The 26,867-nt window shown below is 71.0% G+C and carries 25 protein-coding genes; 15 read left to right on the top strand and 10 right to left on the bottom strand.

The genetic code is table 11. From position 1 onward, the window contains the following. Positions 1-61: 61 nt before the first annotated feature. Entirely contained in the window at positions 62-1,540 is a 1,479-nt protein-coding gene (locus EES42_RS19795; RefSeq protein WP_206433541.1) for a helix-turn-helix domain-containing protein, read from the bottom strand. Positions 1,541-1,897: 357 nt separating this feature from the next. On the opposite strand from EES42_RS19795, the gene dnaN reads away from it, so the two are divergent. Beyond that, positions 1,898-3,025 (top strand): DNA polymerase III subunit beta, encoded by a 1,128-nt coding sequence (dnaN, locus tag EES42_RS19790; protein ID WP_124719590.1) that lies wholly within the window; start codon positions 1,898-1,900, stop codon positions 3,023-3,025. Between the two features lie 27 nt (positions 3,026-3,052). Here the strand turns inward: dnaN and EES42_RS19785 are convergent, their stop codons facing one another. From EES42_RS19785 to EES42_RS19775, 3 genes are all read right to left on the bottom strand, one after another. After that, positions 3,053-5,044 (bottom strand): Ig-like domain repeat protein, encoded by a 1,992-nt coding sequence (locus EES42_RS19785; RefSeq protein ID WP_124719589.1) that lies wholly within the window; start codon positions 5,042-5,044, stop codon positions 3,053-3,055. 143 nt (positions 5,045-5,187) lie between these two features. Further along, positions 5,188-5,424 (bottom strand): DUF397 domain-containing protein, encoded by a 237-nt coding sequence (locus EES42_RS19780; RefSeq protein WP_124719588.1) that lies wholly within the window; start codon positions 5,422-5,424, stop codon positions 5,188-5,190. Further along, positions 5,421-6,257 carry a helix-turn-helix domain-containing protein gene (locus tag EES42_RS19775; RefSeq protein WP_124719587.1) on the bottom strand — a complete coding sequence of 279 codons (837 nt, stop codon included), beginning with the start codon at positions 6,255-6,257 and terminating at the stop codon, positions 5,421-5,423. The genes EES42_RS19780 and EES42_RS19775 overlap by 4 nt, the downstream gene beginning before the upstream one ends. A gap of 226 nt (positions 6,258-6,483) precedes the next feature. On the opposite strand from EES42_RS19775, the gene EES42_RS19770 reads away from it, so the two are divergent. After that, positions 6,484-6,852, top strand: a complete 369-nt coding sequence (locus EES42_RS19770) for a hypothetical protein (protein WP_241196528.1) — start codon at positions 6,484-6,486, stop codon at positions 6,850-6,852. On the opposite strand, the gene EES42_RS19765 is transcribed toward EES42_RS19770, so the two are convergent. Beyond that, a complete protein-coding gene (locus EES42_RS19765; protein WP_124719586.1) occupies positions 6,830-8,680 on the bottom strand; it encodes a serine/threonine-protein kinase in 1,851 nt (616 codons plus the stop codon). The two genes, EES42_RS19770 and EES42_RS19765, sit on opposite strands and share 23 nt — an antisense overlap. Before the next feature lie 260 nt (positions 8,681-8,940). Between EES42_RS19765 and EES42_RS19760 the strand changes: the two genes are divergently transcribed. The 3 genes from EES42_RS19760 (at position 8,941) to EES42_RS19750 (ending at position 11,932) form a co-directional block, all read left to right on the top strand. Then, positions 8,941-10,314, top strand: a complete 1,374-nt coding sequence (locus tag EES42_RS19760; protein WP_124719585.1) for an aspartate aminotransferase family protein — start codon at positions 8,941-8,943, stop codon at positions 10,312-10,314. Between the two features lie 118 nt (positions 10,315-10,432). Beyond that, a complete protein-coding gene (locus tag EES42_RS19755; protein ID WP_124719584.1) occupies positions 10,433-11,179 on the top strand; it encodes a GntR family transcriptional regulator in 747 nt (248 codons plus the stop codon). Positions 11,180-11,281: 102 nt separating this feature from the next. Next, positions 11,282-11,932, top strand: a complete 651-nt coding sequence (locus tag EES42_RS19750) for a hypothetical protein (protein WP_124719583.1) — start codon at positions 11,282-11,284, stop codon at positions 11,930-11,932. A 192-nt stretch (positions 11,933-12,124) separates the two neighbouring features. Here EES42_RS19750 and EES42_RS19745 read toward each other — a convergent pair whose 3' ends face one another. After that, positions 12,125-12,943, bottom strand: coding sequence for an SLATT domain-containing protein (locus tag EES42_RS19745; protein WP_241196477.1), 819 nt, complete (start codon positions 12,941-12,943; stop codon positions 12,125-12,127). A 355-nt stretch (positions 12,944-13,298) separates the two neighbouring features. Between EES42_RS19745 and EES42_RS19740 the strand changes: the two genes are divergently transcribed. The 3 genes from EES42_RS19740 (at position 13,299) to EES42_RS19730 (ending at position 15,078) form a co-directional block, all read left to right on the top strand. Then, positions 13,299-13,634, top strand: a complete 336-nt coding sequence (locus tag EES42_RS19740) for a YbaB/EbfC family nucleoid-associated protein (RefSeq protein WP_072487886.1) — start codon at positions 13,299-13,301, stop codon at positions 13,632-13,634. 53 nt (positions 13,635-13,687) lie between these two features. Beyond that, positions 13,688-14,287: a recombination mediator RecR gene (gene recR / locus EES42_RS19735; protein WP_124719582.1), complete on the top strand. Its 600-nt coding sequence runs from the start codon at positions 13,688-13,690 to the stop codon at positions 14,285-14,287. Between the two features lie 131 nt (positions 14,288-14,418). Further along, positions 14,419-15,078 (top strand): DUF5063 domain-containing protein, encoded by a 660-nt coding sequence (locus tag EES42_RS19730; protein ID WP_124719581.1) that lies wholly within the window; start codon positions 14,419-14,421, stop codon positions 15,076-15,078. 66 nt (positions 15,079-15,144) lie between these two features. Here the strand turns inward: EES42_RS19730 and EES42_RS19725 are convergent, their stop codons facing one another. Beyond that, positions 15,145-15,429, bottom strand: coding sequence for a hypothetical protein (locus EES42_RS19725; RefSeq protein ID WP_124719580.1), 285 nt, complete (start codon positions 15,427-15,429; stop codon positions 15,145-15,147). Positions 15,430-15,702: 273 nt separating this feature from the next. On the opposite strand from EES42_RS19725, the gene EES42_RS19720 reads away from it, so the two are divergent. The 4 genes from EES42_RS19720 to EES42_RS19705 all read left to right on the top strand — a co-directional run bounded on the left by EES42_RS19720 (position 15,703) and on the right by EES42_RS19705 (position 20,364). Further along, entirely contained in the window at positions 15,703-16,974 is a 1,272-nt protein-coding gene (locus EES42_RS19720; protein WP_124719579.1) for an aspartate kinase, read from the top strand. Next, positions 16,971-18,035 carry an aspartate-semialdehyde dehydrogenase gene (locus EES42_RS19715; protein WP_124719578.1) on the top strand — a complete coding sequence of 355 codons (1,065 nt, stop codon included), beginning with the start codon at positions 16,971-16,973 and terminating at the stop codon, positions 18,033-18,035. The genes EES42_RS19720 and EES42_RS19715 overlap by 4 nt, the downstream gene beginning before the upstream one ends. 368 nt (positions 18,036-18,403) lie before the next feature. After that, positions 18,404-18,979 carry a SigE family RNA polymerase sigma factor gene (locus EES42_RS19710; protein ID WP_124719577.1) on the top strand — a complete coding sequence of 192 codons (576 nt, stop codon included), beginning with the start codon at positions 18,404-18,406 and terminating at the stop codon, positions 18,977-18,979. A gap of 389 nt (positions 18,980-19,368) precedes the next feature. Further along, complete coding sequence (locus tag EES42_RS19705) at positions 19,369-20,364, top strand: hypothetical protein (RefSeq protein WP_323138519.1); 996 nt, start codon at positions 19,369-19,371, stop codon at positions 20,362-20,364. A gap of 105 nt (positions 20,365-20,469) precedes the next feature. Here EES42_RS19705 and EES42_RS19700 read toward each other — a convergent pair whose 3' ends face one another. Beyond that, the gene (locus EES42_RS19700; protein ID WP_124719576.1) at positions 20,470-21,306 is read right to left on the bottom strand and encodes an SURF1 family protein; all 837 of its coding nucleotides are present in this window, start codon (positions 21,304-21,306) and stop codon (positions 20,470-20,472) included. A 340-nt stretch (positions 21,307-21,646) separates the two neighbouring features. Next, positions 21,647-23,539 (bottom strand): S9 family peptidase, encoded by a 1,893-nt coding sequence (locus EES42_RS19695; protein WP_124719575.1) that lies wholly within the window; start codon positions 23,537-23,539, stop codon positions 21,647-21,649. 61 nt (positions 23,540-23,600) lie between these two features. Between EES42_RS19695 and EES42_RS19690 the strand changes: the two genes are divergently transcribed. Further along, positions 23,601-24,437 (top strand): methyltransferase domain-containing protein, encoded by an 837-nt coding sequence (locus EES42_RS19690; protein ID WP_124719574.1) that lies wholly within the window; start codon positions 23,601-23,603, stop codon positions 24,435-24,437. A gap of 41 nt (positions 24,438-24,478) precedes the next feature. Further along, a complete protein-coding gene (locus EES42_RS19685) occupies positions 24,479-24,868 on the top strand; it encodes a nuclear transport factor 2 family protein (RefSeq protein ID WP_206433519.1) in 390 nt (129 codons plus the stop codon). A gap of 152 nt (positions 24,869-25,020) precedes the next feature. On the opposite strand, the gene EES42_RS19680 is transcribed toward EES42_RS19685, so the two are convergent. Further along, positions 25,021-25,599 (bottom strand): winged helix-turn-helix transcriptional regulator, encoded by a 579-nt coding sequence (locus EES42_RS19680; protein WP_124719573.1) that lies wholly within the window; start codon positions 25,597-25,599, stop codon positions 25,021-25,023. A gap of 187 nt (positions 25,600-25,786) precedes the next feature. Here EES42_RS19680 and EES42_RS19675 point away from each other — a divergent pair. Continuing rightward, positions 25,787-26,867, top strand: a 1,081-nt coding sequence (locus EES42_RS19675) for an MFS transporter (protein WP_241196475.1), incomplete at its 3' end; no start/stop codon positions are given.

Below are 26,867 nucleotides of genomic sequence, written 5' to 3'. Positions count from 1 at the left end.
CCGCTGTCCCCCACCCGGCGGGGGCGTGCCCGGCTCCGGCCGGACGCGCCCCCTTTCGGGTTCAGCGGGCGGTGCCGGGCTCCGCGAGGTCCAGGGCCCGGAAGGCGAGCCACAGGTCGTAACGGGCGCTGGGCGTCTGGAGCAGTGAACGGCCCAGGACCGATTCGAGCCGGGTGAGGCGTTTGCGGACACCCGGCACCGAGATCCCCAACGACTGCGCGGACGAGGCGAGGTGGCCCTCGCACTCCAGCCAGGTACGGAGGGTCTCCCGCGGGTCGGCGGAGCTCTTCGCCGGGCCTGGGCCGGTGAGCGGGCGCAGTTGCTGGGCCGCCCATTCCCGTACGGCCGGCCCGCCCAGGATGTCGTCCAGGCCGAGCGGCGTCCGGGCCGCCCGCTGGTCCCGGCCGGTCCTGCCGGGCGCGGTGGGGGTGGCGCGGATCCGCAGGGCCAGGTCGAGGGCGGCCTGGTCACCGACCCGGTTCAGGTCCAGGCCGAGCAGCTCGCCGATCAGCCGGAGCCGGGCGGCCAGGGTGTTGCGGTGGATCTTCAGATGCTGGGTCGCGTGCGAGGAGAAGGCCAGCCAGGAGGTGAGCGTCGCCGCGAGCTCCTGGCTGCCCGGGTCCTGGCTGCGGCGCGGCAGATACGTGAGCAGCGGGTGCAGCAGCTCGTCCGCCCACCGCGCCCCGGCCGCCCCGGCGGCCACTGCCGGGTCCGGCGCCGAGCCGAAGCGGGCGTGCCGGGCGGGCAGCCCGCGGGCCACGGCCAGCGCGTGGAACGCCTGGCGGTAGCCGGTCGCGGTGTCGGCCAGCGGGACGTCCTCGCTCACCCCCGCGACGCACTCGGTGACCGCCCCGGCGACCCGGAGGCCGAGCCGCTGTTCGGCGACGCCCGCGTCGGCCGGCACGACGAGGATCAGATGGCGGGCGTACACCGGGCAGCGGACGATCCAGGACCGGCCGCCGGACAGCTCCGTGCAGATCCGCGCCACCTCGTCCCGGCGGCCGGCCGGACACTCCACGACGTACACCCGGACGGGGTCGGGCAGGTTGGGCTTCAGCGCGCCCGCCACCTGGTGGGCGATGGACAGCTGACCCGTCATGAGCAGATGCAGCACCGCCTCCCGGCTGCGGGACTCCGCGAGGTCCACGCGGCGCCGCTTGCGCTCCACCGCCTCCGCCGCCCAGCACATGGCGAGCGGCATCGCCACGTCGGCGAGCAGGACGGCGAGCCCGTCCGGCAGCGGGTGGGGCGCGACCACGGCCAGGATCGGGGCGGCGGCGTCCGGCGGTCCGTCCAGCGGGAACAGCAGCGCGGTGTGCGTGCCCCGGTCGAAGGAGAAGGAGCGGGCGTCGAGCCCCGGCAGCTTCTTCGCGTACTCGCGCGCCAGCGAGGCCGCCTCCACACCCGTGCCGTCCTGGCTCCGGGTCACGCCGTGCAGCACCGTGCCGTCCCCGTCGAGCAGCCCGGCCCAGCCCGCTGCCCGGCCGGACACCCAGTGCAGCAGCTTCTGGGATCCGCCGGACCGGGCCAGCCGGTACATCCGCAGTACGTCATCGGCCCGTTCCCGCGCGCGCACAAGTCCTCCACTCCTGCCGAAAACCGGAATCGCCTGCCAAAAAACCGGAATCAAGGCTACCGGTTTGATTGTGCGGACTGATACCCACGACGGTCCACACAGTGCGAATTGAAGCTTTCGGGTACGTACCCGAAGACCTAGAGTCCGAACACGGTTGCGGCACCCTCGGGGGAGGGGTACGGGGGCGACAGCAGCGGCTCACGGGGGTGGCCGCTGTCGCGTCGGCCGCAACCGTTCAACTTCTTCCGTTGTCAGTGGCGGCCCCTAGTGTCGGCTCGCGATCGCGTCCGCGATCGGAGTCGACCGGGAGAGGCCGCCGCCATGGAATTCCGCATTGAGCGCAGCGCACTGACCGATGCCGTGGCCTGGGCCGCCCGGGTGCTGCCCACGCGCTCGCCCGTTCCCGTGCTGGGCGGGCTGCTGCTGGAGGCGGCCGACGGCCGGCTGAGCATCTCGGGGCTGGACTACGAGGCGTCCGCCCACATCGAGGTGGCGGCGGAGACCGTACGGGCCGGGAAGGTGCTGGTCATGGGCCGCCGGCTGCTCGACGTCTGCAAGGTGCTGCCCGAGAAGGTGGTGGAGTGCGCGGTCGAGGGCTCGCGGTTCTCGCTGGCGAGTGACGGTGCCCGGTTCGGCCTCTCGGTGCTGCCGTTCGACGACTACCCGTCCCTGCCGTCGCTGCCGGAGGTGCTCGGCGCGGTGGACGCGGAGGAGTTCGCGGCGGCCGTCGCCCATGTGACGGTGGCGGCGGGCCGGGACGACACGCTGCCGACGCTGACCGGCATCCGGCTGGCGCTGGACGGCGACCGGATGACGCTCGCCGCCACGGACCGCTACCGCTTCGCGGTGCGCACGCTCTCCTGGAAGCCTGGCCGGGACGGTGTCTCGGCCGATGTCGTGGTCTCCGCCCGCAGACTCACCGAGATCGCCCGCTCCTTCGGCCGGGGCGGCATGGTCAGCCTGGCCCTGGACGGCGGTTCGGCCGGTTTCGAGCAGGCCGGGACGCGTACGACGGTGCGGCTGCTCGACGGCCGGCTGCCGCGCCACGACAAGCTGTTCACGATGACCGGCGCGGTCACCGCCGAGACGGACCGGGCGCCCCTGGTCGAGGCCGTCAAGCGGGTGGCCGTCGTCGCGGAGGGCGGCAGTCCGCTCCAACTCGCCTTCTCCGAGGGCTCGGTGCTGCTCCAGGCGGGCTACGAGGACGACGTCGCCTCCCAGCGCCTGCCCGCCGTGCTGGAGGGCGCCGCGGACCTGACGGTCGCCTTCAACCCCGCGTATCTGATGGACGCGCTGGGCTCGTTCGACGCCCCCGTGATCCGGTTCGAGCTGATGGGACCGGGGCAGCGGGCGATGGTGACCGGCCGTCCGGCTGCCGGGGACGCGCAGCCGGACGGCGGCCGCCCCGCTCACCAGCACCTTCTGATGTCGGCGAAGCCGCTGGTGTAGCGCGGGCGGGGCAGGGGCGCCGGGCGGTTACTTCGTGAAGATGAAGTACTGCCAGGCGCCGTGCGTGGTCGAGTTCACCGTGTCGCCCGAGGTGCCGTTGACGTACGAGGCACGGACGCGCATCCGGTAGCCCGTGTCGTGGGTGCCCTGCAGCGTCACGATGGACTTCCCGCTGGTGCCGAGCTTGAAGTACTGCGAGCCCGCGTCGTACCACTTGCCCTGGTAGTACAGCTCCAGGGACAGCTTGTGCGAGCGGTTCTTGTAGTACGTCATCGACGTCGTGAAGACCGGGTCGGTCTTCTTGTGGAAGTACCGGTACGACGTCTTGCCGATCTTCGCCGTCCTGTACTGCTTCGAGATGGAGGTCGAGACCTTCACCTTGGCGTACGCGGTCGACGTGACCTTCTTCGAGGTGTACCGGCCGTCGCCCTTGAAGACCGCGGTGACGGTGGTATCCCGGGCCATGTCGACCTTGGTCGACAGGTTGCCCTTGGAGTCGACCTTGCCGGTCTTCACCAGCTTGTTCGGCTTGTCCGAGCCGAACGGGTCCACCCACAGCTCGACGGTGCGGTTCTTGTACGTCTTGCCGAGGTGGGCCGTGAACGTCACGTCGGTGCCGTACGAGTACAGCGCCTTGTTGTGGTTCACGGTCAGCGAGGTGACGGTCCGGGGCACGGCGACCTTGTCGGAGCCGGAGGCCGCGGAGTGGGTCGCGTCGCCCGCGTACGACACCTTGTACGTGACCTGGCCGCCGGCGGTCGGGGTGTCGGCGAAGGAGAAGCTGCCGTCCGACTTCAGCGCCACCGCGGGAAGCGCCTTGCCCTTGGGCGACTCGATGTCGGTGCGCGTGATCGTGGCCTTCGCGCCCGCCGGGAACGCGCCCTCGGACTTCACCCGCCCCGTGACGGTCATCTTCTTGTTGAGCGCCGACTTCGCCGGGGCGTTGACCGTGACGGTGCTCGCGGACTTCACGGCGTCGGTGAGCACCCGCAGCGAACGGACGCCCAGGCTGTTCGCGGTGACCGCGAACAACCTGCTGGTGTCCGGCGCCCAGGCCAGCCCCGCGTCCATCAGGGTGTCCGCGCCGCTGCTGTTCCCGGTGTTGGGGAACTCGTACGTCCGGACGGCCTTGGTGGTGCTGCCGGGCTTGTAGACGTAGACGTCCGGGTCGTACCAGGCGGACGATCCCGCGGCGACCGTGCCGTTCGGGGCGATGTCGATCGCGTTGGGGTACGAGGTGGACGGGTACGCGGCCCCCCGCGAGAGGTCCGCCGTGTTGTACGCCTGGTGCAGGTGCGGGGCCGCGCTGGCCACCACGATCTGCTTGCCGTCCGGGCTCAGCGCCAGGTCGCGCATGTTGCCGCCGTCGACGGAGGCGTGCGCGGTCCGGGTGGCCGTCCCCGAGGCGACGTCGTACACCGCGAGTTCCGCGGGGCTCTGCGTCTCGATGCCGGCGGCCAGCGTGCCCGGTGCGCCGGGCGCGGACGCCAGGGTCGGCGCGGAGAACCAGGTGCGGTCCTGGTCCTGGTCCAGGGTGACGACCGGCTCGGCGCCGGACAGGTCGAGCGATCCGATGTTGCCCTCGCCCGCCGCCCCGTACCCGAACCAGAGCTTGCCGCCCGCCAGCGCCGGGTGCTTCGGGTCGGTGCCCTCGCCGGTCGCGTACCGGGCGGACTCCTTGAGCCCGGCCGTGTCGATGGTGACGATCGCGTCGACGCCCGGCACGGCGGCGTACAGCGTGCCGGAGTCGGCGGAGAGTTCGAGGCCGGTCACACCCGGCAGGGACGCGATGGTGCCGACGACCGCGCCGTTGTAGTCGGTGACGAGCACCTTGCCGCCGGTCGGGTCACTGATGAAGACCCGCTTGTGCACACCGTCCGCGACGATGTCGCCGACCGACGCGGCGGGAAGGACCTTGCTGGAGTCGGCGGCGGCCGGATTCGCCGCCCCGCCGACCAGAACCACTGAGCTGAAGAGGACCGCGAGCGAGGTCGCGGCCGAGATTCTGCGCGTACGCAAAAGGTTTACCCCCACGGTAAGAGAGGGCCCTGGCACCCGAGATGAGAGGGGTGCGGCCCACGAACGCAGGGTATGTCATGGCGTCCACAGGTCCTACACATTTGCGGGGCCGGGGCAGGAAGCCTCCCCGGCCCGGCGAAACGTCAGTCCGCCCAGGTGAGGAACGTCGTCCAGGCATCGGGGGCGACCGCGAAGGTGGGGCCTTCGGGCATCTTGGAGTCCCGGATGTGAACGGAGTGGGGGCAGGTGGCCACCTCGATGCAGTCGCCGCCGTTGGCCGCGCTGTACGAGGACTTGTGCCAGTCGAAGGCCACTTCGATGCAGTTGCCGCCGCCACTGTCGCTGTAGCTGGACTTGAACCAACGGGGTGTGCTGCTCATTGCTGATCTCCTGCCAACCGCTCGATGTAATTCAGCGATTCACGAGTACTCAGGGCCTGTGCCCGGATCTTCGCACAGCGCTGGGCGTACCTGCTCACCTTTGCCGGGTCGCTGAGTAGCCAGCTCTCCTCCTGTACCTCCACGTAGGCGAGGTGCTGGTGGTCCGGGGTCTCCAATACGTTCAAGCTGCCGTGTCCTCCGGCATATTCGCCGCCTGGGCCGGGGTCCGAAGGCAGCACCTGAAGCGTGACATTGCGACGCCGGGCACATTTGGCGAGGTGTCGCATCTGCTCGCGCATGATCTGCTTGTCACCGAACACCCGGGTGAGCACCGACTCCTCCAGTACCAGCTGGATGAGTGCCGTCGGATCCCGATCAAAGAGGGCCTGGCGAGCCATTCGCGCTTCCACGAGTTCGGTCACTCGTGCATCGGGGAGCGGGGGGTACCCTCCGCCGATGAGCGCCCGAGCGTATGCCTCAGTCTGGAAGAGCCCGTGGACGAAGTCCATTGCGTACAGCTCGATTCTTACTGCCGCCTGCTCCAGAGGCACATAGGCCTTGAACTCATCCGGATACTTCTCCATCCGGATGTACTTCCGCGCCGCCTCGAAGACGCGGGAGCTGTCACCGAGCACCCGCTCCAGCGCCGCCAGCATGTCGTCACTGGCAGGTTGCGCGCATGTTTCCATCGCGCTCACTGCTGCCGCCGAGTAGCCGATTTCTTCCCCCAACTGTTCCTGGGTCCACCCGCGACTGCCGCGCATCGTGCGTGCCACCTCGGCCACCAACCGGGCCGTCGGACTCGCCATTTCCTTGTTCTCCGCTCGCGCCATTGCGATCCCTTTTCGACTCAACCGGTCTCAACCGGTCACTACCCGGACCCGCCGAACTCGACTGAGTTTCAGGGCAGTTCACGCAGGTCAACGGGTATGCGACGCCCCTCGTCAGTCACGTAAAACGGTAACCAACAAGGGTCAGACTGGTCCTGTGAATGCGCCGAAAAGTGAACTGAACCTTGAGTGGATTCCGTACTCCGGATTTCAACTGCGCAAAGTGGGCGTGCAATTCGACGCCGTACGCGTGGACGGAGAAGAAGGGCGTCGGCTGGCCCTGCTGATGGAGGCGATCGCGGGTGGCGAGCCCGGCCCCGTCGTCGCGGAGGCGAACGGGCGGCGGGCGGTGTACTTCCTCGTCCCGGACGGGAGCACGGAGGGCAGACCGTGGCCGGCGGGAGCGACGCCGCTCAATGCGGCGGCGGGCCGGATCAGTTACGTACCGATCCCCGCGCTGAGCGGCCGGACCTGGCCGCTGGCCTGGCACTTCCCGCCCACGACGCCGGGCCGGTTCGTCCACACGCTTCTGCTGCTGCACGCCGCGACCGCCCTGCTGGGCTGGTCGCGCGTGATCAGTCGACCTTCGTGTACGTGAGCTGATCGCCGCTGTCGTTGTTCGTGCGGCGCAGCGAACCGTCCGGGAGCAGGGTCAGCGTGGTGGCCCCGCCCGCGGTGCAGGACGTCATGGGCTCGCCGACCGTGACCGTGGAGGGGCCGATCTCCATGGGGCCGCCCGAGGACGGCTCCGCGGTCAGATCGGCCTGGAAGACACAGTGGTACGAGCCGCCGGTGTCGAGCGGGCCGTCGGCGGTGAGGGTGAGGACGCTCTGGCCGACCGTGCCCTGCTGGATGACGAGCTTCCGGGTGGAGCGACCGGACGCGTTCTCGATGGAGCCCGACCAGGTGCCGAGGTAGCCGGACGGGACGGGGCCGTCGCCGTTCTGCTTGTCCTCGGTGGAGGAGGGGTCCGGCGAGGACGGGTCGTCGGTCGTGGGGGAGTCCGTCGAGTTGTCCTTGGTGGACGGGGAGCCGGTGGGGCCCGGTGTGGAGCCCGGCGTCTTGCCGTTCATGAGTGCGTAGACGGATCCGCCCGCGCCTATGGCCACGAGCACGGCGACGACGACCAGCGCGATGGTGGAGCCTCGTCGGCGGCGGGCCGGTTCGGCGCCGGGCTGCTGCGGGGCGGTGGGGTAGGCCGGGCCGTACGGGGGCGTGGGGCCGAATCCCGGTTGCTGGTGCTGGTGTTGCTGCGGCTGGTACGGCTGCTGCGGGTAGCCGTAGGCGGCGGGGGCTGGGGGCTGCTGGGCGCCGAAGCCCTGGTCGGGGTGGGGCGGGTAGCCGTAGCCGGGTGCCGGTGCGGGCACGTGGGTGGGCGCGGCCGTGGGGGGTGCGGCGGTCGTGGCGGCCGTCGTGGGCGCCGGGGGAGTCGGGTCCGGTACGGGCGCCGTCTGCGCCGTCTGCGCCGGGGCGATCGGGTAGTCCTCCGGGTCCTCCGGGTCCTCGGAGTCCAGCAACTCGACCGCGTGGCGGCCGAGTTGGGCTATGAGGGCGCCGGGGAGCCAGGGTTCCGCCGTGTCGCTGTCGGCCAGGCGCTCCAGGAGCTCGTCCGTCGTCGGGCGGGCGGCCGGGTCCTTCCGCAGGCAGTCGCTGATCAACTCGACGAGGCCCACGGGGACACCGGTCAGGTCCGGGTCCTCCTGCGCGATCCGGAACATCTGCGCGTGCGCACCGCTGTCGGACGTCCCGAACGGAAGCCGGCCGGTCGAGGCGTACGCCAGTACCGAGCCGAGACAGAACACGTCGCACGCCGGGGTCACCCGCTCGCCCCGCACCTGCTCGGGCGACATGAAGCCGGGCGAACCGACCAGGGCCCCGGTGCGGGTGACGCCGCCGTCGGAGACCGTGTGCAGCGCCCGCGCGATGCCGAAGTCGATGACGCGCGGCCCGTCGATCGTCAGCAGGATGTTGGAGGGCTTGAGGTCGCGGTGGACGAGCCCGGCGGAGTGGATCGCCTGGAGGGCGTGGGTGAGACCGGAGCCCAGGATGTGGACCGAACGCTCGGGGAGGGGACCGTACGCTCCGGAGGCCACCCCCACGGGGGTGCGCGGGCCGGTGACGGTGGCCTGCAGGGAGGGCCCGGCGACGTAACCGGTGGCGACCCAGGGCACGGCGGCCTCGGTGTCGGCGTCCAGCACGGGGGCGGTCCAGGCGGACCCGACCTGGCGGGCGGCCCGTACCTCGTGGCGGAAGCGGTCGCGGAACTCCTGCTGCTCGGCGAGTTCGCCCCGTACCAGCTTGATCGCTACGGTGCGGCCGCGGTCGGACCGGGCCAGATAGACCTGGCCCATGCCGCCGGCGCCGACACGGCCCAGCAGCCGGTACGCGCCGATGGCACGCGGATCCTGTGGCGTCAGGCTCTGCATGGCGCTGAACGTCCTTCCCCGGGGTTCGAACTGAGCGATGCCTGGCGTGGCTCGCTCGATCATAGGGATCCACGCAGCACGTGGCGGGGCCGGTTGCGGGCTTCGGCCGGTATCGCGCGGAAGCCGCCCGGCGCCCCGCCCCGGGCTTTGGCCGGGCCTGCCCCCGTATGCCGGGAACCCGACACCCTGCCCAGCGAAGGGCCCCATGCCATACAAGGTGGCCATGTCGGGCGGCTCCCGGCACGACCTACGCTCGCCGCATGACCCCTCATGCCCCGCATGCCCCGCATGTCGACCCCGCTGCCGGCGCGGCCGTGAAGGCCGCCGACCGCGCGCACGTGTTCCACTCCTGGTCCGCCCAGGGCCTGATCGACCCGCTCGCCGTCGCCGGCGCCGAGGGGGCGTACTTCTGGGACTACGACGGCAACCGCTACCTGGACTTCACCAGCGGCCTCGTCTACACCAACATCGGCTACCAGCACCCCACCGTCGTCGCCGCGATCCAGGAGCAGGCCGGCAAACTCGCCACCTTCGCCCCCGCGTTCGCGATCGAGGCGCGCTCCGAGGCCGCACGCCTCATCGCCGAGCGCACCCCCGGCGACCTGGACAAGATCTTCTTCACCAACGGCGGGGCCGAGGCCGTCGAGAACGCCGTCCGGATGGCCCGGCTGCACACCGGCCGTACGAAGGTGCTCTCCGCCTACCGCTCGTACCACGGCGCCACCTCCACCGCGATCAACCTGACCGGTGACCCGCGCCGCTGGCCGTCCGACAACGGCTCGGCGGGCGTCGTCCGCTTCTGGGCGCCGTTCCTCTACCGCTCGCCGTTCCACGCGGAGACCGAGGCCGAGGAGTGCGCCCGCGCACTCCAGCACCTGGAGGACACCCTCGCCTTCGAGGGCCCCGGCACGATCGCCGCGATCATCCTGGAGACCATCCCCGGCACCGCGGGCATCATGATGCCGCCGCCCGGCTACCTCGCGGGCGTCCGCGAGATCTGCGACCGGTACGGCATCGTCTTCATCCTCGACGAGGTCATGGCCGGCTTCGGCCGCACCGGCAAGTGGTTCGCCGCCGACCACTTCGACGTGGTGCCGGACCTGATGACCTTCGCCAAGGGCGTCAACTCCGGTTACGTGCCGCTCGGCGGTGTCGCGATCTCCGCCGAGATCGCCGCGACCTTCGAGACCCGCGCCTACCCGGGCGGACTCACGTACTCCGGTCACCCGCTGGCCTGCGCCGCCGCCGTCGCCACCATCCATGTGATGGAGGACGAGAAGGTCATCGAGAACGCCGCGCACATCGGTGAGACGGTCCTCGGCCCCGGCCTGCGCGAGCTCGCCGAGCGCCACCCGTCGGTCGGCGAGGTCCGCGGCCTCGGCGCGTTCTGGGCGCTGGACCTGGTCCGCAACAAGGAGACCCGCGAGCCGCTGGTCCCGTACAACGCGGCGGGCGAGGCCAACGCGCCGATGGCGGCCTTCGGTGCCGCGGCCAAGAAGAACGGCCTGTGGCCCTTCATCAACATGAACCGCACACACGCAGTCCCCGCCTGCAACATCACCGAGGCCGAGGCCAAGGAGGGCCTCGCGGCCCTCGACGCGGCGCTCTCGGTCGCGGACGAGCACACAGCGTGACCCGGGTGCCGCGGGCCGCCTAGCACGCACCCGCGGCACGACGCCCCTCCCCTGCCCGGATCCGGGCACAGCGGCCCTGGCTTAAGGTGACCGGAAGCGAAAAACGGGGAGGGGCGCCATGGGCGCGAGCGGAGCTGTGACCCGCAGCACGCTGCGGCAGCAGATCGCGGACGCGCTGCGTGACGAAGTGCTTGCCGGGCGTCTGCAACCGGGCCGGGAATTCACGGTCAAGCAGATCGCCGAGCAGTACGGCGTATCGGCGACCCCGGTGCGCGAGGCGCTCTTCGACCTCTCCGCGCAGGGACTGCTGGAATCCGACCAGCACCGGGGCTTCCGGGTACGGGAATTCACCGTCGCCGACTACCGGTCGCTGGTCGAGGCCCGCAGCCTGGTCATCGACGGAGTCGTCCGCGGCATCTTCTTCGGCCCCTCGCTCTCGACCGCGCAACTGACCGGGTACCGCGACTGTCTGGTCCCCGTGCGCCGCAGGGCCCAGGAGGCCGCACGCGCGGCGCTCGGCGGCGACCTCGACATCCTGATCGGCTACGACCTGCGGTTCTGGCGCGAGCTGGGCACCCTGGTGGGCAACGCCTACATCAACGACTTCCTGCACCGACTGCGCGTCCAGGCCTGGGTGTTCGCGGTGCCGTACCTGCGCCACGACGCGCGGGCCCGGGACTGGCTCTGGCACGGTCATCCGGACCTGGTCGCGGCGATCACCCTCGGCGACCACGACGCGGTGCGCGCGGTGCTGGACGACTACAGCGCCCACGCGCTGAACTGGGCGGACCGGCTCGCGGTCGGTGAGCTCGAACATCCGGGGCGCGGCGGACAGGAGCCGGACCCCGGGGCACCGGGGGCGTAGGGCCCTCATCGGTACTGGCCACTGTGCGCAACGCGCACACCGCATTACGCTGTCCCGACCATCCCGAACGTTCCATGCGCACCCAGGGGAGAGCGAGACTTCGTGGCCTGTGACCTGTGGCTGGTCCCCCTCGTCGATGTGCTGTGCCACAGCCCCGACAATCCGTTCGCCGAAGAAATAGCCGTCTACAACAACGCGTTGGGCGAGGCCGGACTGCCGCCCGTCCCCGTGTACGCCTACATGCCGGGCCTGACGGGCGACGTCGCCCCGGTCGCGGGCTTCGACTACGACGCCCTGCACTTCCTGCGCCGCGCCTTCCTGCTCCAGCTCAGCGGACTGGCCGTCACACCGGTCGGCGAACTGGGCGGGGACTACGAGCAGTTGCTGGAGATGTTCGAGGCGACGGCCCAGCAGTCCCATCTGGTCTGGCACTACGACCACGCCGGGGCGTACGTCCCGCTGGACTTCGCCGCCCCGCTCTCCAACGACGACCTGCTGGCGGGCGGCGGCCCGCTCGGCTCCTCGCACGGGCTGCTGCGGGAGCTGGAGTACGTCGCCCCGTCCATCGGCATCGACCCGGCGAACCCGCCGGCCGCCCCGCTGCCGCCCGCCGCACCGACCTCCCTGGAGGAACCGGCGGCGCCGATCCCGTACGACCACAGTCCGTTTGCCCGCGAGCGGCACGTCTGGCTGGGCCTGCACGCGGCGGCCACCCGCAGCCTCGCCCAGGGCTCAATGATCATCTTCAGCTAGGGCCGAGGCCGCCCTTCTGGGCCGAAGCCGCGCTTCTGTGCCGAGGCCGACCTTCTGTGCCGAGGTCGCACTTCTGTGCCGAGGTCGCACTTCTGTGCCGAGGCCGACCTTCTGCGCCGAGGTCGCACTTCTGCGCCGAGGCCGCCCGGACGGCTGCTCTGCCGTCCGGGCGCCGCCGGGTTCACAGCGAGGTCATCGCGGTGACTCCGGCGGGCGCTGGCGCGGCATGTTCGGCCGGGTCATCGTCTGGAGCGGGAACCGCCCCGACAGCACCCCCTGATCCGAACGCCCGCTGTTCCCGGTGCCCGAGGACAGCGCCTGCATCCCCATCGGCGCGGGCCCGGCCCGGAACTCCACCATCCAGTCCGCGGTCTCGGTGCGCACCAGCTCCGTGACGTCCTCCGAGAACCGCCGCAGCACCCCCAGGCACCGCTCGGCCGCCTCGCTGGCCGTCCCCTCGGTCGGGCCGAGCACCTCCCGTACGCACTCCGACGCCCAGTCGAACTGCAGCACCTGGAGGCGCCGCTGCACGGCCTGGGCGGTGGCGAGATTCCTTATCCAGCCGGAGGTGAGGCCGAAGTACCGGTCGCACGCCATGCACGCGGCACCCAGCAGCAGCGACAGATAGCCCCAGCCCGCCGCCCCGGGCAGCGCCCCGGTCAGATCGAGCAACGGCAGCGCGGTGCCCGCGACCGTCCCGATGGCGGTGCCGATCCGCAGCGCCCTGGCGCCGCGGCGCTTGCGCACCCGGTCGCTCAGGTACCAGTCGGCGGTGCGCAGCGCGTCGGTCTCGACCCAGCGGTACAGCTCGTCGAGGCGGTCGGCGGGTTCGCCCCAGTCGCCGAGCGGGAACGGCGTACCGGTCAGATCCCCGCCCCGGCCGCCCCCGCCCCGGGTATCCCGGCCGCGTGCGCCGGAGCCCGAACCGGAGGAACCGGAGGAACCGGCCGAGCCGGCCGGACCGGGCTCGTTGCGGGGCGGCCCTTCGGGCTGCATCTCCGGCTGACTCACCGGGTACTCCTCTGCATTCTGCGTAGCGATGCCTGAAACGGCGACGTGTTTCGACGGCGGGGTGCTCACTGCTCTCCGGCGTGGCCGACAGTCCCGCGTAGGTAACCTTGCGTGACGACCGGTGTGCCTGTGTGACCTGATGCGCACGCCCTTCCTACCGCCGAATGGTGGGCCATGGGGTAGAAAACGCGGTCTTCCCGGGTGCGCGGGGCCTGTGATCAGGTATAGGAGGCTGGCAAGGGCTGCCTGAAACTCACTCGAAAGAGTTGCGCGCCAGTGGGTGGGGCGAGCTGCCCGGTGACCACGTAGGCTCGGCGTACCGAAACATTTTGTCGTCGAATTGCCAGGAGTGACCGTGATTCCCGGTGGTGGTCAGCCCAATATGCAGCAACTGCTGCAGCAGGCCCAGAAGATGCAGCAGGACCTCGCCGCGGCCCAGGAGGAACTTGCCAGGACCGAGGTCGAGGGTCAGGCGGGTGGCGGTCTCGTGAAGGCGACCGTGACCGGTTCCGGAGAGCTCCGCAATCTGGTGATCGACCCGAAGGCCGTCGACCCGGAGGACACCGAGACGCTCGCGGACCTCGTCGTCGCCGCGGTCCAGGCCGCGAACGAGAACGCGCAGCAGCTCCAGCAGCAGAAGCTGGGCCCGCTGGCCCAGGGCCTGGGCGGCATGCCCGGCCTCCCCTTCTGACCCGCTGAATCCTCCGGCTCGGCCCCTAAGGACAGGAAAGGAAGGCGTTCCCGTTGTACGAAGGCGTGGTTCAGGACCTCATCGACGAGTTGGGCAGGCTGCCCGGCGTCGGTCCCAAGAGCGCGCAGCGGATCGCCTTCCACATCCTTCAGGCCGAGCCGACCGATGTGCGGCGCCTCGCCCATGCCCTCCTGGAGGTCAAGGACAAGGTCCGGTTCTGTTCGGTCTGCGGCAACGTCGCCCAGCAGGAGCAGTGCAACATCTGCCGGGACACGCGCCGCGACCCGTCGGTGATCTGCGTGGTCGAGGAGCCCAAGGACGTCGTCGCGATCGAGCGGACCCGTGAGTTCCGGGGCCGGTACCACGTGCTCGGCGGCGCGATCAGCCCGATCGAGGGCGTCGGCCCGGACGATCTGCGCATCCGCGAGCTGCTCGCCCGCCTCGCCGACGGTTCGATCACGGAACTGATCCTGGCGACCGACCCCAACCTGGAGGGCGAGGCCACCGCGACGTACCTGGCGCGGATGGTCAAGCCGATGGGCCTGCGGGTCACCAGACTGGCCAGCGGCCTGCCGGTCGGCGGCGACCTGGAGTACGCGGACGAGGTCACCCTGGGCCGCGCCTTCGAGGGGAGGCGCCTGCTCGATGTGTGACGCCTTTACGTCTTCCGATGTTCTTCCCGTGACCGTTTCGAGGACCGTTCCCGCGACTCACGGCGGCTTTACGTTCAGCGACGCTATGTTCTACTCACCGTTCGCGACCGTGCCCACGGGAGGTCCCCTCGATGTCTGACGCCACGCTGAACTCCGTCAAGCAGGACCCGGACGACTTCGCCGTCCAGATCGCCGACCAGATCAAGACGTTCATCGTCGCGGTGACCGAGGTGTCCAAGGTCGAGGAGCCCGAGGAGGCCGTCCCCGTCCTGCTGCTCCAGGTCTCCCAGCTCCTGCTGGCGGGCGGCCGGCTCGGCGCGTACGAGGACATCGTCCCCGACGAGCGCTACGAGCCGGACCTGGGTGCGGAGCCGGACGCAGACGGGCTGCGCGAGCGGTTCGCCGCCCTGCTGGAGCCGATCGACGTCTACTCCGAGGTCTTCGACCCGTACGAGCCCCGCAAGGCCCCGGTCCCGGCCCGGATCTCCGACGACCTGGCCGACCTGGTCACCGACCTGCGCCACGGCCTGGCCCACTACGAGGAGGACCGCACCACCGAGGCCCTGTGGTGGTGGCAGTTCTCCTACTTCTCCAACTGGGGCTCCACCGCCTCCGCCACCCTGCGCGCCCTCCAGTCCCTGATCGCCCACATCCGGCTCAACCAGCCCCTCCAGGAGCTGGACGGCCTGGACACCGACACCGAAACCCTCGACGACGACCTCGCCGAGGAGGCCGGCCGGGTGATGGCCGAGGAGATCGCGGGACCGCTGGGGCTGCGGCCGGTGCAGTAGGTGTAGTAGGCGCTGTCCCGCGTCCGCCGTCCCGTTGTCCAGCTGTCTCGCTGTTCTCGGGGGCTCTCACCCGCCGTCGCACCGCAGGTCGCCGTCGCGCATGAAGCCCAGCGGTGCGCCGTTGTCCGTGCGCGATACGCGCCACAGCTCGTCCGCGCCCTGGCGGGTGGCGTTCACCGGGATGCCCGGGTCCAGGTAGCCCACGATGTCGGTCCAGGGGTTGGCGCCCGCGTAGATCGGGGCGTCGGCGTGGGTGGCGAAGCAGGTGCCGCCCGCGCGGGCGGGGGACGCGGTCAGGGTGAGTGCGGCGAGGGCCAGGAGCAGGGGCAGTGCGCGCAGCGGCTTGCGCATGGCGGGCCTCCGGTGGGCGGATGGTCGGGTTCCGGTTCACGCTAGAGGTGCGGGACCGGTGAATCGTGGAGCCGGGCCGCCAGTCGTGTGGGCTGGGCCACATCGGGCATGCGAGCCCGTTCGGCGGGCAGCACACCTGTACGAGCAGTCCGGAGCGACACGCCGATGATCACGTGCTGAGCGGGACATCTCACCATGTGGTATCAGCGGGGCGATTCCGGACTGCTCGTTAAACTGAGCCGACCGCAGTAATGGACTGAGCGAGGAGCGCACGTGGGCCTTGTCGTGCAGAAGTACGGAGGCTCCTCCGTAGCCGATGCCGAGGGCATCAAGCGCGTCGCCAAGCGAATCGTCGATGCCAAGAAGAACGGCAACCAGGTGGTTGTCGTGGTGTCAGCGATGGGCGACACGACGGACGAGTTGATCGATCTCGCCGGGCAGGTATCCCCGATCCCTGCCGGGCGTGAGTTCGACATGCTGCTGACCGCCGGAGAGCGGATCTCCATGGCCCTGCTGGCGATGGCGATCAAAAACCTGGGCCACGAGGCCCAGTCGTTCACCGGCAGCCAGGCAGGCGTCATCACCGACTCGGTCCACAACAAAGCGCGCATCATCGATGTGACGCCGGGCCGTATCCGTACGGCGCTGGACGAGGGGAACATCGCGATCGTCGCGGGGTTCCAGGGTGTGTCCCAGGACAAGAAGGACATCACCACCCTCGGCCGCGGCGGGTCCGACACCACCGCCGTCGCGCTCGCGGCCGCGCTGGACGCCGAGGTCTGTGAGATCTACACCGATGTGGACGGTGTCTTCACCGCCGACCCGCGGGTCGTGAAGAAGGCCCGGAAGATCGACTGGATCTCCTTCGAGGACATGCTGGAGCTGGCCGCGTCCGGCTCCAAGGTCCTGCTGCACCGGTGCGTGGAGTACGCACGCCGCTACAACATTCCGATCCACGTCCGCTCGTCCTTCTCCGGACTGCGCGGAACCTGGGTCAGCAACGAGCCGCAAGGGGACCAGAAGGTGGAGCACGCGATCATCTCCGGAGTCGCCCATGACGTCTCCGAGGCCAAGATCACCGTCGTCGGCGTTCCCGACAAGCCGGGCGAGGCCGCCGCGATCTTCCGCACCATCGCGAACGCGGAGATCAACATCGACATGGTGGTGCAGAACGTCTCCGCCGCGTCGACCGGTCTGACCGACATCTCGTTCACGCTGCCGAAGGCCGAGGGCCGCAAGGCCATCGACGCCCTGGAGCGCAACCGCGGCACCATCGGCTTCGAGTCGCTGCGCTACGACGACCAGATCGCGAAGATCTCCCTGGTCGGCGCCGGCATGAAGACCAACCCGGGTGTCACGGCGGGCTTCTTCGAGGCGCTGTCGGACGCCGGAGTGAACATCGAGCTGATCTCGACGTCCGAGATCCGCATCTCGGTGGTCACCCGCGCCGACGACGTCATCGAGGCCGTGCGCGCCGTGCACACCGCCTTCGGTCTCGACAGCGACTCCGACGAGGCCGTCGTCTACGGGGGCACCGGCCGATGACCGCGCGCCGCCCTTCGCTCGCGGTCGTCGGAGCGACCGGGGCGATCGGCGGCGTCATGCTCCAGATCCTCTCGCAGCACGCGGATGTCTGGGGCGAGGTGAAGCTGATCGCCTCGCCGCGCTCGGCCGGCCGCAAGCTGGTCGTGCGCGGTGAGGAGAGCGAGGTCCTCCAGCTCGCCGAGGACGTCTTCGACGGCGTCGACGTGGCGCTGTTCCTGGTGCCCGACGAGGTGTCCGCGCAGTGGGCGCCGATCGCCGCCGCCAAGGGCGCGGTCGTCATCGACGACTCCGCCGCGTTCCGGCTGGACGCGGACGTTCCGCTGGTCGTGCCCGAAATCAATCCGCACGCCGTAAGGATCAGGCCACGCGGCATCGTCGCGAGCCCCAACTGCACGACGCTCGCGCTGATCGTCGCGGTCGGGGCGCTGCACGCCGAGTTCGGCGTGCAGGAACTGGTCGTCTCCTCCTACCAGGCGGTGAGCGGGGCGGGCCGGGACGGTGTCGCGGCGCTGCGCGAACAGCTGTCACTGGTCGCCGGTACGGAACTGGGCACGAAGCCGGGGGACGTACGCAGGGCCCTGGGGGACACCGAGGGCAGCCCCTTCGCCGCCCCGGTCGCCCTCAACGTGGTGCCCTGGGCCGGGACCGAGGCCGGGGACGGCTGGTCCTCCGAGGAACTGGCGATCCGCGAGGAGTGCCGCAAGGTTCTGGACCTGCCGGACCTGCGGGTCGCGGCGACCTGTGTGTACGTACCCGTCATCTCGACGCACTCGATGTCCGTGCACGCCCGGTTCGAGAACGAGATCGAGGTCGACCGGGCCCACGAGATCCTGGCGACGGCCCCGGGCGTGGTGCTCTACGACAGCCCGGCGGCGGGAGACTTCCCGACACCGTCCGACGTGGTCGGCACCGATCCGACCTGGGTGGGACGAGTGCGCAGGTCACTGGACGATCCCCGGGGCCTGGAGCTGTTCGTCTGCGGCGACAACCTCCGCAAGGGGGCGGCGCTGAACGTGGCGCAGATCGCCGAATCGGTGGCCGCCGAGTTCCCAAGGTCCTGATCGAACCTGTTTTGTCCTCTCTGTGAACGTCCTGTGAGTAAGTTGAAGGTCTCAACCTCTTGAGATGGGGTGTCGGGGTATCCGACGATGACTTTCGGCCTGCTGCAACCGCTGACCGGGGACTACGCGTCTATGCGGTCACCTCTGGCGCGGCGGGGCGAAAAATTCGGGGCATTCAGGGTATCCGGGGAAGTGCAGGTACGTATGAGGGCATGTCGCACAGCGGCGAACGCGGTGCCGCGCGCGTACAACCCTGACGGGGGGAAACGTGTCCAACTGGCGTGGCAGAGGTTCTCGATATCACGGTGGTGGGCCCCTTGCGCGGCGCTTCGGTGCGTCCGCTCCGACGGCCCCGCGCACCCGGCGGTATGCCGGTGATTGCGCCCATGCCCGCTGCGCGCCCCGCACGGCTGCCCGCGCAGCGCGAGGGCGCTGAGGAGGGCGTGGCTGCCGGAACCACGGTCGACCATCTCACCGAGACCTATCGGGCCCACTACCGCTCGCTGCTCGGGCTCGCGGCCCTGCTCCTGGACGACACGGCCTCCTGCGAGGACGTGGTGCAGGAGGCGTTCATCCGGGTGCACTCGGCGCGCAACCGGGTGCGTGACCCGGAGAAGACGCTCGCGTATCTGCGCCAGACCGTCGTCAACCTCTCGCGCTCCGCGCTGCGCCGCCGCATCCTCGGGCTGAAGCTGCTCTCCAAGCCCATGCCGGACATGGCGAGCGCGGAGGAGGGCGCGTACGACCAACTGGAGCGGGACGCGCTGATCAAGGCGATGCGGGGGCTGCAACGGCGCCAGCGGGAGGTGCTGGTGCTGCGTTACTTCGCGGACATGACGGAGGTCCAGGTGGCCGAGACGCTCGGGATATCCCTGGGCTCGGTCAAGGCCTACGGCTCCCGCGGGATCGCGGCCCTGCGCGTCGTGATGGAGGCGCAGGGATGAGCCGGCGCGAGTACGAGAACGGTCCCGAGCACGAGAACGGTCCCGAGGGCGGGAACGGTCCCGAACGGGAGCATCGGCGTGAGCGTCGGAATGACCGGACTGGAAACGGAATTGTGAACCACGACCCTGGAACGGCTGGGGCGGCCGGAGCTGACGGGGCTGATGGGGCTGGCGGGGCTGGTGGCCGTGGCCGGGCTGATGGGGTTGGTAGGGCTTCCGAGGGCGACAGAGCTTCCGAGGCCGGCGAGACCGGCGAGACTGCCGAGCTCGGCAGTCTGAGCAGCCTCTTCGGCTCTGGGGCCGGGCGGGACGGCGGTCCGGGTACCGGCCAGGATGCCGGCCCGGGCGCCGGTGCCGGCGCGGATCTCGACGAGGTCGCACTGCGCCGCATGCTGCAGGGCGCCGTCCGGAACATCGAGCCCAGTGACGGCACGCTCGATCATCTGCAACGCGCGGTTCCCGCCCGGCGCGCCAAGCGACGCCAGGCCGTCGTCGGACTGGCGGCCGCGGCACTGCTCATCGGCACGGCGGTTCCCGCCTTCGTCCATGTCGCGAACTCCGACGGTTCGAACGCCGCCAACCCCGCGATAGCCGGACACGGCGAGCAGGCGCAGGGCGGCAACGGCACCGACACCGACTCGCAGTCCGGCGGGAAGAACAGCAGCGGCAACACCGATGGGCAGGCCGACGGTGGCCGGAACCATCCCACCAGCACGAGCAGTCCCTCCGACAGCCGTGGCCAGGGTGCCGACGGCAACCTGTCCGGCGGGGTCGCCGACCCGTCCGGCTCGGCGATGGTCGCGATGCGGACCTGCGACCCGGGACAGCTCGGTGTCGCCTCGGCCGAGACCGGTGCGGCCGGTGCCGACGGCACGGTCTACGGCACCTTCCGGATCTCCAACGTCTCCGGCACGGACTGCTCGGTGAGCAGCAGCGGCAGCGTGGACTTCCAGGCGATCGGTGCGGCCGACCCGGCCCGGATCGCGGTCGTCCAGCACACCGCGGGCGATGCGGCGGCCGGACTGCCCGACCCCTCGCAGGAGCAGGAGACGGTGCTGCTGAAGCCTTCGATGTCGTACGAGGTGAAGTTCGCCTGGGTGCCCAAGGACACCTGCCCGACCGTCGGCGGCTCGCCGAGCCCGACGCCGACCGACGACGCGGGCGGTGCGAGTGGCGCGGCGGCGGCCGGTGCCGGTACGGGGAGCGGTGACGGGACGTCGGAGACGGTCACGCAGTTCGGCAGCGAGGACGGCGGCGGTACGCAGGACGGCAGCGTCGCGGTGATGCACACGCCGGAGCCCGGGGCGCCGGTCGCCGAGACGAAGATCGCCAACGCCTGCTCGGGCACGATCTACCGGACCGGGGTGCTGGCTCCCACGACATGACGCGGGAGCGGGGCGGGGCGGGACGGACCGAGACATGACGCGAGGGGCCCGCCGGATCGATCACCGATCCGGCGGGCCCCTCGCGTGTCGTCCGTGTCGTCCGCGTCAGGCGGCGCCGGTCCCTGTGCCCGTGCCCGTACTCACAGGGTCCTTGCCGGGCTCCGTTTCAGGAGCGGCGGCTGCTTCCTCCACCAGGCCCAGTTGCAGGTCGCGCGCCGCCTCGGCCTCGCGGCGGACCAGCCGGAACCACATGAAGAGCACGAACCCGGCGAAGACGAACCACTCACCGGTGTAGCCGAGGTTCTGGAACGCCTTCAGATCGAGCCCGGTGCCCTGCGCCGCGGCGGCCGGTACGGGACGCAGCTCGCCGGCTCCCGTGTCCTGGAGCGTCACCCATGCGTCGTAGACGTCGTACGGGACGAGGTTGATCAGCGACGCGGCGCTGATCATGCCCAACTGGCCGTCGGGGAGCCCGCCCGTCGTCTCGACGCCCGTGGTGCCCGCGTTCTCGGACGCCTGCAGGTCGCCGGTCACCGTGACCTTGCCGGTCGGCGCGGCGGGCACGGGGGTCCGGCCGGGCTTGCCGGGCAGCCAGCCCCGTACCACCGGCAGGGCCTTGCCGCTGTCCGTACGGAGCATGTCCAGGACGTAGAAGCCGCTCCTGTCGTCCAACTTCCGTCCGGGCACCAGGAACTGATCGGCGTACCGGCCGGTGGCGGTGGCGGGGCGGCCGGAGGTCACCGTGTCGACGGGCAGCAGCTCGTCGATCGGCTTGGCGGGCCTGGTGCCGGGGGCGGGCTGCTTCTCGGCGGCGTCGTGCGTCTGCACGCGGTCCTCGAAGCGGCCGAGCTGCCAGGTGCCCATGAACACGCAGAACGGGATGGCCAGCACGACGAAGAGGTTGATCCCCCACCATCGCGGGGTCAGCAGGAACCGGTACACCCCTCCACGGTACGGTCCCCGCTCCGGCCGCCCGGAGCGGGGTGCCGACTGACGACCGTGCCACCGGCCCTGCCCTCGGCCCTGACCCCGGTCCTGACTCCGGCTCTGCCCTCGGCCCTGACTCCGTTCCTGACTCCGGCTCTGCCCTCGGCCCTGACTCCGTTCCGGTTCCCGCCCCAGTCCTGCCGTCGGTCCTGCCCTGTTCCTCTTCCTGCCTCTGTTCCCGTTCCCGCCCCCTGTACCTGCCCCCCGTATCCGTTCCCGCCTCTGTGCCTGGCCCCGTATCCGTACCCGCCCTCGTCCCCGTGCGGGGTGGAACAGGTGCCCGTCGGTCTGCCCGCTACGCGGCGGACGGGTCCGTCCCCGTGGCCAGGTGGCGCCGGGCGAAGTCCAGTTCCAGGCGGACCTGCTTGATCCGTTCCTCCACGACGAGCGAACCGTGTCCCGCGTCGTACCGGTACACCTCGTGCACCGCGTCCCGGTCCTTCAGCCGGTCGACGTAGTTCTCGACCTGGCGGATCGGGCAGCGCGGGTCGTTGACGCCCGCCGAGATGTAGACCGGCGCCCGGACCGCGTCGACGTACGTCAGCGGGGACGACGCCTCGAAACGCTCGGGGACCTCCTCCGGCGTACCGCCCAGCAGCGTGCGGTCCATCGCCTTCAGGTTCTCCATCTCGTCGTGATACGCCGTGACGTAGTCGGCGACCGGGACCGCCGCCAGGCCGAGGGCCCAGTCGTCCGGCTGCGTACCGAGGCCGAGCAGAGTCAGATAGCCACCCCAGGAACCGCCCGCCAGGACCAGCCTCTCCGGGTCCGCGAGGCCGGACTTCACCGCCCACTCCCGTACCGCGGCGATGTCCTCCAGCTCGATCAGGCCGACCCGGTGCTTGAGCGCGTCCGTCCAGGCACGGCCGTAGCCGGTGGAACCGCGGTAGTTGACCCGTACGACCGCGTAGCCGTGGTCCACCCAGGCGGCGGGGCCGGAGGCGAAGGCGTCGCTGTCGTGCCAGGTCGGGCCGCCGTGGATCTCGAAGACGGTGGGGAACGGCCCCTCCGCCGGGGCGGCCGGCCGCTGGACGAGAGCGTGGACGCGGCCCCCGGGCCCGTCCACCCACACGTCCTTCACCGGAACGGACGCCGGCGCCTTCAGGCCGGGCGGATCGAGCACCACCGCACCCGATGTCGACCGGACGACGGGCGGCTGCGCGGCCGAGGACCACAGGTACTCCACCGTGCCGTCCGGCCGGGCCGTGGCACCCGACACCGAACCCGCGGGGGTCTCCACCCGGACGGGGGCGCCGCCCGCCTCCGGCTCGTACCGCCACAGGTCGCTGCGGGCCTCGAACTCGTGCACCACCAGCAGCGCGGAGGCGTCCGGATACCACTCGGCGACCACATCGCCGGGCAGGTCGATCGCGAGCTCCGTCTCCGCGCCGGTCGTCGGATCCCAGATCATCGGCTCCCAGCGGCCCCGCCGCTGGTGTCCGACCAGGAGCCTCGGATCCCCGGCCACGGGGGCGAAGCCCAGCACGGACAGGCCCAGCTCCTTCGTACCGCCCTCGGTGTCGTCCAGCTCGCCGACCGTCGTCCCGTCCGGCCGCACCACGCGCAGCGCGGAGTGCATCGCATCGCCGTGCTCGGTGTGCTCCAGGGCGATCAGCGTCCCGTCATGGCTGAGGTCACCGACGCCCGCCGACTCGCGGTGGCGGTAGATCTCCACGGGAGCCGCACCGGGCCGCACGACATGGACCGTCGTCCCGTCGTCGTCGGTCGAGCGGCCGACCACCGCCGTGCCGTCCCGCCCGATCGCGAGCCCGGCCGGGTACGAAGCGCCGAGACCGGGCGTGGCCGGCTCGTCACCCGGCTGCCCGTCCTGGCCGCCGTGGAACGGCTGGCGCATCCACACCCCGAACTCGTCGCCGTCGGTGTCGCTGAACCACCAGACCGACTCCCCGTCGGGCGTCAGCACCCCGTCCGTCGTGCCGTTCGGCCGGTCGGTCACCTGGCGCTGCTCGCCGGTGGCGCGGTCCCACGCGTACAGCTCGTACGTACCCGTGGCGTTGGAGACGAACAGCGCACGGTCGGGGGCGTCCTCCGCCCAGTCGGGCAACGACACCCGTGGCGCCCGGAAGCGCTGCTCCCACTCCGGTGCGGAAGTGGCCGCCGCCGCGGCAGCGGGGTCCTGGGCGGAAGGGTCCGTCGTGTGGCCAGTGATCTCAGTCATGTCCCCCATTCTGCGTCGGAACGCCGACAATCCGTTCGCTTCGTCCTCAGCCTGTGGATAACCTCCCGTCATGCATGTACCGACCCCTGCCGACTGGCACGAGGCAAACCGTGCGCACTGGGACGAGCGCGTCCCGATACACGCCACGAGCGACTTCTACGACCTCGAATCGTTCCGCGCCGGGAAGGACGCCCTGCGCGATTTCGAACTCACCGAGGTCGGGGACGTCACGGGCAAGTCGTTGCTGCACCTCCAGTGCCACATCGGCGTCGACACCCTCTCCTGGGCCCGGCACGGCGCGGCGCAGGTCGTCGGCCTGGACTTCTCCGAACCGGCCGTCGAGACCGCGCGCGCCCTGGCCCGCGAGCTCGGGTTCGGCCAGGACCGGGCGGCGTTCGTCGCGGCCGACGTCCACGACGCCGCGGAAGCCGTCCCCGACTCGTCGTACGACATCGTCTACACCGGCATCGGCGCGCTGAACTGGCTGCCCGACACCCGCCGCTGGGCCGAGACCGCCGCATCGCTCGTGGCGCCAGGCGGATTCCTCTACCTCGCGGAATTCCATCCGATGACGGACTGCCTCGACGACGCCACCGGGACGAAGGTCGAGCACGACTACTTCAGCCGCGACGCATGGGTGGACGAGACGCCGGGCACGTACGCGGACTTCGACGCGCCCACCGTCCACAACCGCAGCGTCGAATGGCAGCACCCGATCGGCGAGGTGGTGTCGGCACTGGCCGCCGCCGGGCTGCGGATCGAGTTCCTGCACGAGCACGACGCCTCGCTCTTCGCCCGCTTCCCGACACTGGAACGGCAGAGCGACGGCTTCTACCGCTTCCCGGCGGACCGGCCGCGCATCCCGCTGATGTACTCCATCAAGGCGTCGAAGGCAGCCGATTCCTGAACAGGAGCCGATTGTCAGTGGTGGGGTTCAGACTCGGAACCATGACAACGACTGCCGATCTGCGCGCCGTGGTGGAGACGTACTGGAGCGCGGCCGACGCCCGCGACTGGGACGCCTTCGCCGCGACGCTCGCCGACGAAGTGTTGTACGACCTGCCGCAGACCCGCGAACGCATTCGCGGGAAGGAGCGGTACCTGCGGTTCAACCGGGAGTACCCGGGGGAGTGGCGGGTCCGCGTCGAGCGGGTGGTGGCCGATGGCGAGGGGCGGCAGGCAGCCGTCCGTACGCGCTTCACGGCCGGCGCCGAGGAGTCGCCCGCCGTCCACTTCTTCGTGTTCGACGCGACGGGGCGGATCAGCGGGATCACCGACTTCTGGCCCGAGCCGTACGAGCCCCCGGCAGGCCGGGAGCACCTCGTCGAGCGGTACTGACCCTCCTGTCTGCCGATTGATCCCTGTCGGCTGATCCCTGCCGGCCTCGCACTGCCCCCTGCGGCCTCGTACTGAGGCATCGGCCTCGTACTGCGCGGCGTCGACCTCGTACTGCGCGGTATCGGCCTCGCGCCCGGGCGCTGCCCTCGCACTCAGACGTCGGACGGGCTCGGCTCGCTGGGGCCCGAGCGGTCCCATCCCGGGGCGCGGACGTCGACCGTCAGCGTGTTCATCACGACTTCCTCGCCGCAGGTGCGGCAGATCCACGCCGCATCGAGATCGTGCGCGTGCGCGGGCGACTGCGTACCCCCGGGCATACCGGCGTCCCAGGGCGTACGGGCATCCGCGGCCGGTTCGTGGACCATGACCACCGGCCGGTCCTCCAGCACCCACCGGTCGCCCCACTCCAGCAGGGCCCGGATGACCGGCGCGAGATCGCGTCCGGATTCGGTCAGGTGGTACTCGTACCGCGGCGGGCGCTCGTTGTAGGGCCGCCGCTCGACCACTCCCGCCTGCTCCAGCGAGCGCAGCCGCGCCGCGAGACGGTCGCGGGGCGCGCCGGTGTTACGGGCGATCGCCTCGAACCGGTGGTTGCCGAAGAAGATCTCGCGCACCGCGAGCAGCGCCCATTTCTCACCCACCACGTGCAGCGCGGCGGCGGCCGAGCAGGGCCGGCCGGGCAGCGTGACCGTCGGGGCAGTAGGGGCGTGGGGTTCCTGTGCAGCACTCATCACCACAAGGTTGCCATCTCAAACTCACTGGCGCTACCTTGCGGCCATGACAGTTGGAAAATCAAACTCACTCGCCTCCGGGGTCGGTCGGGCAGCTGCTCACGGAGCCGCCCCGGCCCCTTCCGCTTCCCCTCCCGCCGCCGCATCCCGCGCCTCCGTCTGGATCATCGCGGCCGGTGTCTTCGTCGTGAATCTCGACCTGTTCATCGTCAACGTCGCGGTCCCGGCGCTCGGCGACGCCTTCGACGGCAGCTCTCTCTCCTCGCTGTCCTGGGTGCTCAACGCGTACGCGATCGTCTTCGCCGCCCTGCTCGTCGTCGCGGGCAGGCTCGCCGACCGGTACGGTCACCGCCGCGGCTTCCTCCTCGGGCTGGCGGTCTTCACCGTCGCCTCCGCGCTCTGTGCCGTGGCCCCGGGCGTCGGCTGGCTGGTGGCCGCCCGGGCGCTGCAGGCCGCCGGAGCCGCCGCACTCATGCCGACGTCCCTGGCACTCCTGCTCGTCAACACCCCGGCGGAGCGCCGTCCCAGGGCCATCCGGAGCTGGGCGGCGATCGGCGGCATCGCGGCCGGCCTCGGTCCGGTGGTCGGGGGCGTGCTCGTGGAAGCCGACTGGCGCTGGGTCTTCCTCGTCAATGTGCCGGTCGGAGTGATCGGGCTGCTCGCGGGCGCCCGGCTGCTGCCCGATGCCCGCCCGCACCGCGAGGGCCCCTTCCCCGACCTGGTCGGGGCGGTGCTGCTCACCCTCGCGATCGCCGCGCTGGCGCTCGCCCTGGTCAAGGCCGATGCCTGGGGCTGGAGTTCGCCCGGGGTCCTGGTTCCGCTGATCGCGACGGCCGTTCTCGCCGCAGGCTTCTGGATACGGTCCGCCCGGCACCCGGCCCCGGTCGTCGAACTGCCGATGCTGCGTTCCCGGGTCTTCGCGACCGCCACCCTCGCCGCGCTGCTCTTCACCGTCGCGTTCGCGGCGATGCTGCTGACTTCGGTGCTCTGGTGCCAGCAGGTGTGGGGGTACTCGGCGATCCGTACCGGACTCGCCATCGCGCCGGGGCCGTTGGTCGTGCCCGTGCTCGCCGTCCTCTCGGGACCGGTCGTCCGCAGGTTCAGGGCGGGCCGCACGGCGGCGCTCGGCTGCCTGCTGTTCGGCTGCGGGCTCGCCTGGTGGGCCGTCGCGCTCGACACGGCGCCGCACTACGCGAGCGGTTTCCTCCCCGGCATGATGGTCACCGGCATCGGCGTGGGCCTCGCCCTGCCCACCCTGGTCGGCGCGG

The organism is Streptomyces sp. ADI95-17, from assembly GCF_003846175.1.
Lineage (GTDB): Bacteria > Actinomycetota > Actinomycetes > Streptomycetales > Streptomycetaceae > Streptomyces > Streptomyces sanglieri.
This window is presented reverse-complemented; position numbering and strand designations above follow the sequence as displayed.